This is a genomic window from uncultured Cellulomonas sp. (genome assembly GCF_947494015.1).
GTDB lineage: Bacteria > Actinomycetota > Actinomycetes > Actinomycetales > Cellulomonadaceae > Pengzhenrongella.
This window is the reverse complement of sequence record NZ_CANLTL010000002.1, coordinates 243,392-255,436: the sequence shown is the minus strand read 5'-3', so window position 1 is coordinate 255,436 and position 12,045 is coordinate 243,392. Positions and strand designations below refer to the sequence as shown.

General features: G+C 74.3%; 8 protein-coding genes and 2 pseudogenes. 6 read left to right on the top strand and 4 right to left on the bottom strand.

The genetic code is table 11. The annotated features are described in order from the left end of the window. Positions 1 to 190: 190 nt before the first annotated feature. Entirely contained in the window at positions 191 to 1,408 is a 1,218-nt protein-coding gene (locus tag Q0840_RS02975) for an NADP-dependent isocitrate dehydrogenase (protein ID WP_298456106.1), read from the top strand. 20 nt (positions 1,409 to 1,428) lie between these two features. Further along, a complete protein-coding gene (locus Q0840_RS02970; RefSeq protein WP_298456103.1) occupies positions 1,429 to 2,421 on the top strand; it encodes a malate dehydrogenase in 993 nt (330 codons plus the stop codon). 222 nt (positions 2,422 to 2,643) lie between these two features. On the opposite strand, the pseudogene Q0840_RS19040 reads toward Q0840_RS02970, so the two are convergent. Together Q0840_RS19040 and Q0840_RS19035 are read right to left on the bottom strand one after the other, a co-directional pair. Continuing rightward, positions 2,644 to 2,974 (bottom strand): annotated as a pseudogene (locus Q0840_RS19040) (GGDEF domain-containing protein); the annotation flags it as partial. Continuing rightward, positions 2,909 to 3,085: pseudogene (locus Q0840_RS19035) on the bottom strand (GGDEF domain-containing protein); the annotation flags it as partial. The pseudogenes Q0840_RS19040 and Q0840_RS19035, both read right to left, overlap by 66 nt. A gap of 896 nt (positions 3,086 to 3,981) precedes the next feature. Here Q0840_RS19035 and Q0840_RS02960 point away from each other — a divergent pair. The 3 genes from Q0840_RS02960 to Q0840_RS02950 all read left to right on the top strand — a co-directional run bounded on the left by Q0840_RS02960 (position 3,982) and on the right by Q0840_RS02950 (position 9,975). Next, positions 3,982 to 5,607: a bifunctional diguanylate cyclase/phosphodiesterase gene (locus Q0840_RS02960; protein ID WP_298456097.1), complete on the top strand. Its 1,626-nt coding sequence runs from the start codon at positions 3,982 to 3,984 to the stop codon at positions 5,605 to 5,607. Between the two features lie 152 nt (positions 5,608 to 5,759). Further along, positions 5,760 to 9,620, top strand: coding sequence for a S8 family serine peptidase (locus Q0840_RS02955; RefSeq protein WP_298456094.1), 3,861 nt, complete (start codon positions 5,760 to 5,762; stop codon positions 9,618 to 9,620). 151 nt (positions 9,621 to 9,771) lie between these two features. Continuing rightward, positions 9,772 to 9,975, top strand: a complete 204-nt coding sequence (locus Q0840_RS02950) for a hypothetical protein (RefSeq protein ID WP_298456092.1) — start codon at positions 9,772 to 9,774, stop codon at positions 9,973 to 9,975. A 28-nt stretch (positions 9,976 to 10,003) separates the two neighbouring features. Here Q0840_RS02950 and Q0840_RS02945 read toward each other — a convergent pair whose 3' ends face one another. After that, complete coding sequence (locus Q0840_RS02945) at positions 10,004 to 10,756, bottom strand: NAD(P)-dependent oxidoreductase (protein WP_298456089.1); 753 nt, start codon at positions 10,754 to 10,756, stop codon at positions 10,004 to 10,006. A gap of 81 nt (positions 10,757 to 10,837) precedes the next feature. Here Q0840_RS02945 and Q0840_RS02940 point away from each other — a divergent pair, with 81 nt between their 5' ends. After that, on the top strand, positions 10,838 to 11,185 hold the full coding sequence (locus tag Q0840_RS02940) for a hypothetical protein (protein WP_298456086.1): 348 nt from the start codon (positions 10,838 to 10,840) through the stop codon (positions 11,183 to 11,185). Between the two features lie 19 nt (positions 11,186 to 11,204). Here the strand turns inward: Q0840_RS02940 and purU are convergent, their stop codons facing one another. Continuing rightward, positions 11,205 to 12,035, bottom strand: coding sequence for a formyltetrahydrofolate deformylase (gene purU, locus Q0840_RS02935; RefSeq protein WP_298456572.1), 831 nt, complete (start codon positions 12,033 to 12,035; stop codon positions 11,205 to 11,207). Positions 12,036 to 12,045: the final 10 nt, after the last annotated feature.

The following is a 12,045-nucleotide window of genomic DNA, read 5'->3' as shown; positions in this document are numbered from 1 at the left end:
GCTCCTGTGCCGCTCCTGTGCCGTCCCAGCATGGCAGGCGCGGTCTCGGGCGCCCAACGCCGTGAGAGTTGCGGTCTCTTGATGTCGAGTAATCTGGCCGCGGTGGCCACGACGTGGCCGACAGGGGCGAGGGTGCACCCGGGCACCTCGCGGCGAGGCACGAACCCAGCGCACACACAAGGAGTCCCGTATGGCCAAGATCAAGGTGGCCGGACCTGTCGTCGAGCTCGACGGCGACGAGATGACGCGGATCATCTGGCAGTTCATCAAGGACCGCCTCATCCACCCGTACCTCGACATCGACCTGCGCTACTACGACCTGTCGATCGAGAACCGCGACGCGACCGACGACCAGGTCACCATCGACGCCGCCCACGCGATCAAGGAGCACGGCGTGGGCGTCAAGTGCGCCACGATCACGCCCGACGAGGCCCGCGTCGAGGAGTTCGGCCTGAAGAAGATGTGGGTGTCGCCCAACGGCACGATCCGCAACATCCTCGGTGGCGTCGTCTTCCGCGAGCCGATCATCATCTCCAACATCCCGCGCCTGGTGCCGGGCTGGAACAAGCCGATCATCATCGGCCGTCACGCCCACGGCGACCAGTACAAGTCGACGAACTTCAAGGTCCCCGGCGCCGGCAAGGTCACGATGACGTTCGAGCCGGCCGACGGATCCGAGCCGCAGCAGTTCGAGGTCGTGACCATGCCCGAGTCCGGCGGCGTGGCGATGGGCATGTACAACTTCAACGAGTCCATCCGCGACTTCGCGCGTGCCTCGTTCGCCTACGGCCTGCAGCGCAACTACCCGGTGTACCTGTCGACGAAGAACACGATCCTCAAGGCCTACGACGGCGCCTTCAAGGACATCTTCCAGGAGGTGTTCGACGCCGAGTTCGCCGACCAGTTCGCCAAGGCCGGCCTCACCTACGAGCACCGCCTCATCGACGACATGGTGGCCGCCGCCATGAAGTGGGAGGGCGGCTACGTGTGGGCCTGCAAGAACTACGACGGCGACGTGCAGTCCGACACCGTCGCGCAGGGGTTCGGCTCGCTGGGCCTGATGACGTCGGTCCTCATGACGCCCGACGGCAAGACCGTGGAGGCGGAGGCCGCGCACGGCACCGTGACGCGCCACTACCGCCAGCACCAGCAGGGCAAGCCGACGTCGACCAACCCGATCGCGTCGATCTTCGCCTGGACCGGTGGTCTCAAGCACCGCGGCAAGCTGGACGGCACGCCGGAGGTCACGCAGTTCGCCGAGACGCTCGAGCAGGTCGTCGTCGAGACCGTCGAGAGCGGGAAGATGACCAAGGACCTCGCCGCGCTCGTCGGGCCCGACCAGGCCTGGCAGACGACCGAGGAGTTCCTGGCCTCGCTCGACGAGAACCTCGCCGCCAAGCTCTCCTGACGAGACAAGGAACCACTCCCATGGCAAGCACCACCCCGGTCAACGTCACCGTCACCGGTGCCGCCGGCCAGATCGGCTACGCGCTGCTGTTCCGCATCGCGTCCGGCCAGCTGCTCGGACCGGACACCCCGGTCAAGCTGCGCCTGCTCGAGATCCCGCAGGGCGTCAAGGCGGCCGAGGGCACCGCGATGGAGCTCGACGACTGCGCGTTCCCGCTGCTGGCGGGGATCGACATCTTCGACGACCCGAACGCGGGCTTCGAGGGTGCGAACGTCGCCCTGCTGGTCGGCGCGCGTCCCCGGACCGCGGGAATGGAGCGCGGCGACCTGCTCTCCGCGAACGGCGGCATCTTCAAGCCGCAGGGTGCGGCGATCAACGCGGGCGCGGCGGACGACATCCGCGTCCTGGTGGTCGGCAACCCGGCCAACACCAACGCGCTGATCGCCCAGCAGCACGCGCCGGACGTCCCGGCCGAGCGGTTCACCGCGATGACCCGGCTGGACCACAACCGGGCGCTGTCCCAGCTCGCGACCAAGGCCGGCGTCCCGGTCTCCGACATCACGAAGCTGACGATCTGGGGCAACCACTCCGCGACCCAGTACCCCGACATCTTCCACGCCGAGATCGGCGGGCGGCCGGCCTCGGAGGTCGTCGCGGACCAGGGGTGGCTCGAGGACGACTTCATCCCCACCGTCGCCAAGCGCGGCGCGGCGATCATCGCGGCGCGCGGTGCATCGTCGGCGGCGTCGGCGGCCAACGCGGCCATCGACCACGTCTTCGACTGGGTCAACGGCACGCCCGAGGGTGACTGGACATCGGCCGGCCTCGTGTCGGACGGCTCGTACGGCGTCCCGGAGGGCCTCATCTCGTCCTTCCCGGTCCGATCGACCGGTGGTCGGTGGGAGATCGTGCAGGGGCTGGACATCGACGAGTTCTCCCGTGGCCGCATCGACGCCTCGGTCGCCGAGCTGGTCGAGGAGCGCGACGCGGTCGCCGAGCTCGGCCTCATCTGAGCCCGACCCCGTTCCGGCCACCACGGCCGTGCCCGACGGCGCCGTACCCCACCCGGGGGCGGCGCCGTCGTCGTCCACACCGCTGTAGGCGGGTACAGCTACCCGGCGACGCGGGCGCGGTCCACGGCCGCGAACGTGACGCGGTCCCGGCCGGCGTGCTTGGCGGCGTACAGGGCGGTCCGCCTGCGCCAGCAGCTCGTCCACCGAGTACCCGTCGTCGGGGAAGCAGCACGCGCCGACCGACGCGGTGACCCGCACGGGCGCGCCGCCGTCCGGCAGCGGGACCGAGCAGTCGGCGATCGCCAGCCGCAGCCGCTCGGCCACGGCGCCGACCACGGCGGCGTCGGCCTGCGGGAGCAGGACGACGAACTCCTCGCCGCCGAACCGGCCGACGAGGTCGCCGTCGCGGACGGCGGCCTGCATCACCCCGGGCCGCGGCCACGAGCAGCCGGTCGCCTGCGAGGTGGCCGTGGGTGTCGTTCACGGTCTTGAAGTGGTCGAGGTCCACCAGCAGCACCCCGAGCGGCGTCGAGCGCGCGCGGACCGTGACCAGGGCGCGTTCGGCCCGCTCCCGCCAGTGACCGGCCGACAGCAGCCCGGTCCTGGGGTCACGCTCGCTCGCCTCGCGCAGCTGGCGGTGCAGCAGGGCCTGCTGCAGGTGCATCACGACGGGCATCCCGGCCAGCAGCAGCAGGGGATCGGTCTGCCACGCGACGGCCAGCAGCAGACCGAGCGAGCCCAGGCCCAGCTCGTCCGGGGCGCTGGACACCAGCAGCCGGGGGACGACCCGCTCGGGCTCACCGCACGCCACCACGATCAGCCCGAGCGTGGTCATCTGCACGACGTCCATCAGCAGCGTCGCCACCAGGCCGCCGAGCAGCACGGCCCCGACGGGCGGCACCTCGCCCTGCCCCTGCAGTGCGCTCACCACCGCGTGGTAGGCGTGCGCCGCCCAGCTGGAGGACGTCGCCACCATGGCGGCGTTGAACACGACGCGATGGAGGGGGAACGGCGCGTCGGCCGGACGCGAGCGGTGCCACCGCACGTCCGTGGCGAGCAAGAGCAGCACCGACAGCAGGCCGACGAGGTGGACGGGCAGGGCCACGATCGCCACGACGATCCAGACCGTGTCGGTGCTGACGGTGATGTCGGCCCCACCGGACCCCGCCCGGGACCGGACCACCCACCCCAGTCGCTCCTTGACCCGGTCGGTGACGTCCCCGATGACCACGAGCACCGCGAGCAGCAGCCAGTCGTGGCGGTCTGCCGAGGTCCATGCGCCGACGTGGAGCAGCACGGTCGCGCAGGCGGCCACCACCGTGGCGAGGACGATGACCGCCACGCCCCTCGGCGTCTGCCACAGCGCCCAGCGCCGGATCCAGGTCATACGTCGACCATCGGTCGCCGGCCCGGCCGTTGAGCGGGCAGCGGCCGACCGGATGACGGCGCCGGCCGCGGCGGATCCCTCAGACGCGGCGCGTGGCGGCCGATCGGCACCTGCTGACCAGCCCCCGCACGACGACGCCGGGTGCCTCGGTCCCGACGACGAGGGGAGTGACGGTGCACGGTGGACCGGCCGGGGCCGCCCCAGGCGTCCCTCCCGACGAGGACGGGCTGCGTCGGCGGGTGCGCCGGGACGTCGTGGTCGTCGTCGCGGCCCTGGTGCTGCTCGCCGCGCTCGGCGTCGCGCTGGAGGCGTTCGACACCGTCGCGGGGTGGGATGCCCGCGTCCCCGCGGCCCACCTCGGCGACGTCGTCGTCTTCGTCGCGCTCGCCCACGTGGTGATGATGGTGTTCGGCGCCCGCCGGGGCCGGGATCTGCGCCGGGCCGACGTCGAACGTGCGCAGCGGACCGACCAGCTGGCCTTCCTCGCCCACCACGACCCGCTTACCCGGCTGCTCAACCGGACCGGCTTCGCCGGGCGGGCCGATGCGGCGTTCGACGCCGCGCAGCGCGACGGACGCGTGCTGGCGGTCCTCGTGCTGGACCTCGACCGGTTCAAGGAGGTCAACGGCACCCTCGGCCACCACGTCGGCGACGAGCTGCTGACCCGGGTGGCCGAGCGGCTGGTCGAGCAGCTCCCGGCGCGGGCCACGGTCGCTCGGCTCGGCGGCGACGAGTTCGCCGTTCTGCTCGACCCGGCGCGCAACGCCGCGGACGCCCACGCGGTGGCTCGCGACGTGGTGACGGCGTTCACGACCCCGCTGGTCGTCGCCGGGATGGTGCTCGACGTCGGCCTCAGCGTCGGCGTCGCGTGCGCCGCCGGCGCCGGCGACTCGTGGCTGCTGCTGCTGCGCCGGGCGGACGCCGCGATGTACCGCGCGAAGGCCCATCACACGGGTGTCGAGGCGTACGACGCGGCTCATGACGACCGCGTCCCCGAGCGGGTGACCCTCTACGGCGAGCTGCGTCGAGCCGTCGACCGTGCCGAGCTCGTCGTGCACTACCAGCCCCAGGTCGACCTGCGCCGGGGCACGGTCCGCGGCGTGGAGGCGCTGGTGCGCTGGGAGCACCCGACTCGGGGCACCGTGCCGCCGTCGGAGTTCCTCGGCCTGGCCGAGCAGACCGGGCTCATCCGCGGGCTGACGTCGGTCGTCCTGGCGCAGGCGCTGGACGACGTCGCCGCGTGGCGGGCCGACGGGCTCGCGCTCTCGGTGGCGGTCAACCTGTCGGTGGAGAGCCTGCGGGACGCCGCCCTGCCCGACGTCGTCGCGGCGCTGCTGGCCGACCGCCGCCTCGACCCGGCGGTCCTCGAGGTGGAGATCACGGAGTCGGTCGAGATCGCCCGGGCGGGCGACCCGGCCGTCGACCGTGCCGACGTGCTGACCCGGCTGCGCGCGCTGGGGATCCGGGTCGCGATCGACGACTACGGCACCGGGTACTCCTCGCTGTCGTACCTGTCCCGGCTGCCGGTGGACGTGCTCAAGATCGACCAGTCCTTCGTCCGTGAGATCGAGCTGGACCCCAGTGCCCAGGTCATCGTCCGGTCCACGGTCGAGCTGGCCCAGAGCCTGCGGCTGCAGGTCGTCGCGGAGGGTGTCGAGACCGAGCAGGCCTGGCGCCTGCTCCGCGCGTACGGGTGCGACACGGCTCAGGGGTACTGGTTCGCGCGACCGGGCCCCGCAGCGGATGTCCCCGCGACCGTGCACGGTCTGCACAGGCGCCTGGCCCAGCCCGCGGCATGACGCCGACCCGGAACGACCCGAGCACGCCACCCGGACGGAGCGGGCGTACGGCGCGGATTTCACCCGCGCAGGATGCGTCGGTCATGCCGGCGAGCGTCGATCATCTTGGTCGAAGGACCTCCGGTCCGTCTCACCGACCGTCTGGAGCTCCCGTGCGTCCCGTCACCGCGACCGTTGCCGCCCTCGTCGGCCTGCTGGGCGTCTCGGGGCTCACCCCGGCGGCGGCCGCCGGGGCCCCCGCGCCGCTCCCCGCCGCGAGTCGGCTGGTCCCGACACCGGACCCCGGCTGGTCCGAGGCCGACGGCGCGATGCTGCGCATCCCCCGGGCCTGGCAGGTCACGGCGGGGCGCGGGGTCACCGTCGCGGTCGTCGACAGCGGCGTGCAGGCCGGCCATCCCGAGCTCGCCGGCGCGCTCCTCCCGGGCGTCGACCTGGTCGGCGCCGACCCCCAGCCGGACGACGTGAGCGGCCACGGCACCGCCGTGGCCGGCGTCATCGCCGGTCGGCTCGACGGAGCCGGGTCCATGGGGGTCGCGTACGAGGCCACGATCCTGCCCATCAAGGTGACCGAGGGGCACTGGCAGACACCCGGGGCGGACGACGTCGTCGCCTCGGGCGTGCGCGCCGCGACGGCGCGCGGGGCGGACGTCATCCACGTGTCCCAGGCCACACCCACGTCGTCCGGCGCACTGCGCGACGCCGTGGTGGCGGCGATCGCGGCCGGCGCGGTCGTCGTGGTCCCGATGGGGGACGCGCCCGACGGCACCCCGCGGTACCCGGCCGCCTGGGCGTCCGAGCTGCCGGGGCTGGTCGCGGTGGCGCGGTCGGACGACGACCGGTCGCCGGAGAGCCGGCACGGCTGGGGCGACTGGGCCACGGTGGCCGCCCCGGGCGCGAACGTGACGGTTCCCACGCAGGGTGACGGGTACGGCCCGTGGAGCACCGACGGCCTGGCGTCGGCACGCGTGGCGGGGGTGGTGGCGCTGGTGCGCGCCCACGAGCCGGGGCTCGACCCCGCACAGGTCGTCGAGCGGCTGGAGCGGACGGCCCAGGACGCCGCGGCGCCGGGCGCCGACCCGTACTACGGAAGCGGCGTCGTGGACGCCGCGGCTGCGGTGACGCTGGGTGACGCGGTGCCGGCAGCGCCGGGTCTCGCGTTCGACCGCCCCCTCGGCGACGGTGGCCAGGACGACGTGATGGCGGGCGCGCGGCCCCTGGCGAGGACCGAGGGTGCCGGCGGACAGGTGGACGGGACCTTCGACGCCGAGGGCGACATCGACTGGTACACCTTCGACCCGGGATCGTCGGCGCGTCATCGCGTCAGCGTCCGGGGCGCGGTGGTCGACGTGCACGACCGCGACGGCGCGTACCTGCTGACGGTGGACGACCGGCCCTCGCTCGGGGACCGCACCGACGAGCTCGACGGGCCCGGGCCCTGGTACCTGCGGGTGCGCAGCGAGGACCCGCGAGACCTGGGCAGCTACGGGGTCGGCCTGACGCTGTCCTGGGCGCAGCCGACGACCACGGTGCGTTTCGACCGCGGGGTCACGACCGAGTCGGACCCGGGGGACTGGGTGAACGGAGACGTGCAGCTCGCCGATGTCACCGGTGACGGTCACCTCGACGCCGTGGTGGGCACGGCGCAGTTCGTCCCGCATCCCGAGGGCGGTGCCGGGATCGCGCCGGTGGTGGGACTGTCGCCGGGCCGGGGGGACGGGACGTTCGGCCCCTACCAGCGCGTGCCCGTCGGCACGCTGCGTGGCCTGTCGCCGTCCGTCACCACCGTGGACCTGGACGGCGACGGCGTCGCGGAGGTCGTGGCGGCGACCGATGCCGAGGTGTGGACGCTCGACCTGAGCGGGGTCGCACCGGTCACCCGCCGGGTGGCCGGATACGACGGCGGGTACGCGAGGCGCCTCGTCGCCGCGGACCTCGACGGGGACGGGGACCAGGACCTCGCCGGGCGTGGCCTCGTCCTGCACAACGACGGCACCGGCGGCTTGGCACCGACGCCGCTCCCGGCGGTGACCCCCGTCCCGGTCCCGGACCTCGGTCGCCCGGCCGCCGCGGACGTCGACGGCGACGGCCGGCTCGACCTCGTCCACGCGGAGGGTGCGGTGCTGGCGCAGGGGGCCGACGGGTCGTTCGTCGCCGCGCCGTCGATCGCATGGCTCGCGGGTTCGGCGGTGGTGCGCGCGGGCGACGTCTCGGGTGACGGTCGGCCGGACCTGGTGGCCGGCTTCGCCGACGGCACCCTGCGACTGGCGCGTGCGACGGCTGACGGCTGGGAGCAGCCCGTGACGGTGACCTCCAGCGGCCAGCCCAGCGACCGGATCGAGCTGCTCGACGTGGACGCCGACGGCCGGACCGACATCGCGAGCTCACCGCCGGGGGCCACGGTGCTCGGCATCCAGCAACGGGACGGAGGCTTCCACGCCGACGCGTTCGTGCTCAGCCCGTCGCCGGACTACGGGTACGCCGCAGCCCTCGCGGACCTGGACGGCGACGGGCTCGCCGACCTCGTCGGCACGGACGGGGGTGAGCTGCGAGTCGCCCGCCAGGGGGCCGTCCGGCCGGGCGCGACGCCGGGGGTGCTCGACGTGACGCCGGTGACGTCGAGCCGCGGCGTCGGCACCCGGCCGACCGTGGAGGTCGCCCTCGGCGCGGACGTCGACCCGGCGTCCGTGTCGGCGCAGACGGTGCGGCTCGTGGACAGCACCACGCGGGCACCGGTGCGCGCCGTGCTGCGGGTGACCGACGGGGTCGTCCGGCTCGTGCCCGTCGCCGACCTGGTCGCGGGCCGGTCGTACGGCGTGCACGTGGCGGGGCTGCGGACGCGCGGTGGCGCCACGTCCGAGCCGTTCCGGTCGTGGTTCACCGTCGCGGCGGGCGGCGACCGGTTCACGCCGGTGGAGCCGACCCGGGTCTTCGACAGCCGCGACGGCTTCGGTCCGGCCGAGCCGGGGTACCCGATCCAGCTGAGCTTCGACGGTCTGGTCCCTGCGGACACGACCGCCGTGGTCCTCAACCTGACCGCCGTCGACCCCAGCGCCCTGGGCAACGTGCGGGTGTACCCGACCACCGAGGACGGCGTCCCGCCGCAGGTGTCCAGCCTCAACGTGGTGCCGGGCTCGGACCAGCCGGCGGGCGTGACCGTGGGACTGGGGCTGGACCTGTCGGTGGACCTCCTGGTCGACGGCGCCGTGGCGGACCTCGTCGTCGACGTCGCCGGCTACTACTCCCCGACCGGAGCGACCGCGTTCACCTCGACCGCGCCGGTGCGCGTCTTGGACACGCGCGACGGCACCGGCGGGGTACCGAGCCGGCCGGTGGGAGCCGGTCGTTGGGTGGAGCTCCAGGTCACCGGCCGGGCCGGCGTCCCCACGGACGCGTCGGCGGTGGCGCTGAACGTGACGGCGACGCAGGTCGCGGCGCGCACCCACGTGCGGGTCTACCCGAGCCCGGCGGCGTCCGAGGACGGCGCGCCGCCCGAGGTGTCGAACCTCAACCTGGACCCGGGACGCGACCAGGCCAACATGGTCGTGGTCCGCGTGGGTGACGGCGGGCGCATCCGCCTGTACACGCACAGCGCCCCGCTGGACCTGGTCGTCGACCTGGCGGGCTGGTACTCCGGTACCGGCGAGCTGGGCTTCGTCCCGGTGGACCCGGCGCGCATCGTCGACTCCCGGTACGGCGTGGGCCTGCCGCGGGCGCTGCGCGCCGGGACCCCGGCCGAGGTCGTCGTCGGCGGTGTCGCGGGTGTCCCGCCCGGTGCGCCGGCGGCCGTGCTGACGATCACGGGCACGGGTCAGCGCACCGGCACCCACATCCGCACCTTCCCGGTGACGGACCCGCGGAGCCTGCCGCTCGTCTCGACCCTCAACATGGTCGCCCGACGCGACGAGGCGAACGCCACGATCGCGCGCATCGGGCTGGGCGGCCGGATCGGGGTGTACAGCCAGAGCGCCGACCTGGACCTCGTGGTCGACGTGTCCGGCTACTTCACCCGCTGACGTCAGCGGGCGTCCGCCGGCCCGCCCGGCCCGGCCCGGTGGGGTCCGGGCACTGGCAGGCCCCGCGCCCGACGGTGCCGGGCGGCGCCGTTACAGTGCGTGCCTCACCCTCGGCGCCCGGCGGCGTCGCCCACCGGCTGGAGCGAGCGACATGAGCACGCGGCGCGAGAAGAACGAAGGCCTGTCCCTGCGCTACCGGATCGGGTACCGGATCCGGTACACCACGCTGCACCTGTTCGGTCCGGCGCAGCTGGGCGGGGGCACGGACCCGCACCGGCGGCTGGAGCGGGAGCGGGCCGCCAAGGTGGCCGCCGCCCGGCGGGCCCGCCTCGCCCGGGAGACGTCCACCGACTGAGGCGGCCCGGCCGACGTCCGCGGTCGCGTCAGGGGTGGCGGCAGGTCGTCAGCCCGGCGCCGTCGTCCTCGACCCGGTCGGCCCAGTCCGCAGAGTCCAGCACCGGCTGGTACCCCAGGTCGGCGCGCGCGGTGCCGAGCGACCAGCGACCGCCGCTGTTCGCCGAGACGGCCGAGTACATCCCGGTGCGCACATCCGCCTCGATCGCCCGCAGCACGAGCTGGCGCAGATCGGCCGGTCCGAGCCATCCCGGCAGCTGCCGGGCCGCGAACGGCTCCGGCTCGGTCGCACCCAGCCGCAGGCCGATCGTGCTGACGCCGTGGCGGTGCGCGAACACCCCGGCGATGGCCTCGTCGAACGCCTTGGTCGCGCCGTACGGGCAGCACGGGGCCGGTGCCCACGTCGGGTCGATCGGGTAGCGACCCTCCGCCTCGTACCGCCCCATCGCGTGCACGGAGCTGGCGTAGACCACCCGGCGCACCCCGTGCTCCTGCGCGGCGCCGAGGAGGGCCACGAACCCGTCCACGTTGGGGGCCTCCAGGTCCGCCCAGTCGGCGTCCGGGTTCGGCTCACCGGCCAGGTGCACGACGGCGTCCACCCCGTCGACCGCCCGCGCCAGCAGGTCGCGGTCGGTGAGCTCGCCGACGAGCACCTGCGCGCCGGAGGGCTCCTCGGGCCTGCGCCGGTCCAGCAGACGCAGGCGGACGTCGTCCAGGCCGGCCAGCAGCTGGCCGGCGACCCGGCCGGCGGCGCCGGTCACCAGCACGGTCGGTGAGGTCATGCGCCGATCCTGCACCCCGGTCGCGCGGGACGCGCGGCCGGCGCACCCGGTCCGGGTTCCGCGGCGGCGTAGCCTCGCCCGATGGACGACGACGCCCCCGGCGCCCGCGACGGTGCACCCGGCCCCGCGCCGGGACAGCCGGGACCGAAGGCCCCGACGCACGACCGGGCGCGCACGGTGCTCGTGGCCGGTGTGGTGCTGCTCGTGGCGGGCCTGATCACCACGGTCGTCCTGGTGCTGCGCCCCGTCGGCGTCGCGGACTTCGGCTGGTTCGCCTACGCGCCGCTGAGCGGAGAGGTGTACCTGCCCGGTGTCGTCGTCGTGCACCCCGGCGCGCTGTGGGGCGGCCTGGTGGCCGGTGCGGGAGCCGTGCTGGTCAGCGGCGCGGTCGGCTACCGGCGCGGCCGGCGGCGCCGCGCGACGGGCTGACCGCGAGGGCGGGCGCCGATCAGCGGAAGACGATGGTCCGGTGCCCGTTGAGGAGCACCCGGTGCTCGGCGTGCCAGCGCACCGCCCGGGCCAGCGCGCGACGCTCGACGTCCTGCCCCAGCGCCACCAGGTCCTCCACCGTGCGGCTGTGGTCCACCCGCTCGACGTCCTGCTCGATGATCGGGCCCTCGTCGAGGTCGCCGGTGACGTAGTGCGCGGTCGCGCCGATGAGCTTGACCCCGCGGTCGTGCGCCTGGGCGTACGGGCGGGCGCCCTTGAAGGACGGCAGGAACGAGTGGTGGATGTTGATGATCCGCCCCGACAGCGCCCGGCACAGGTCGTCGGACAGGATCTGCATGTACCGCGCCAGCACGACCAGCTCGACGTCGAGGTCGGCGACCAGCGCCAGCAGCGCCGTCTCGGCCTGCGCCTTGGTCGCCTTGGTGACCGGGACGTGGTGGAACGGGATGCCGTAGAAGGCGGCGAGGTCGGCCAGGGCGGTGTGGTTGGAGACCACCGCGACGATCTCCACGGGCAGGTTCTCCGAGCGCTGGCGGAACGCCAGGTCGTTGAGGCAGTGCGCCGCCGTCGAGCCCATCACCAGGGTCCGCACCGGGCGACCGGCCAGGTCCAGCCCCCACGTCATGGCGAACCGGTCCGCCAGCTCGGTCAGTGCGCCCTCGAGCTCGGCGCGCGGTGAGGACGACTCCACCTGGACCCGCATGAAGAACAGCCCCGTCGTCGGGTCCCCGAACTGCTGGGACTCGGTGATGTTGCCCCCGTGCTCGGCGAGCAGGCCGGCCACGGCGTGCACGATCCCCGGCCGGTCCGGGCAGGAGAGCGTCAGCACCCAGTGCTGG

What these genes read in the sequence shown, in the direction of transcription:
- Q0840_RS02975 (WP_298456106.1), top strand. Translation starts at nt 191, where the DNA reads ATGGCCAAGATCAAGGTGGCCGGACCTGTCGTCGAGCTCGACGGCGAC.
- Q0840_RS02970 (WP_298456103.1), top strand. Translation starts at nt 1,429, where the DNA reads ATGGCAAGCACCACCCCGGTCAACGTCACCGTCACCGGTGCCGCCGGC.
- Q0840_RS02950 (WP_298456092.1), top strand. Translation starts at nt 9,772, where the DNA reads ATGAGCACGCGGCGCGAGAAGAACGAAGGCCTGTCCCTGCGCTACCGG.
- Q0840_RS02945 (WP_298456089.1), bottom strand. Translation starts at nt 10,756, where the DNA reads ATGACCTCACCGACCGTGCTGGTGACCGGCGCCGCCGGCCGGGTCGCC.
- Q0840_RS02940 (WP_298456086.1), top strand. Translation starts at nt 10,838, where the DNA reads ATGGACGACGACGCCCCCGGCGCCCGCGACGGTGCACCCGGCCCCGCG.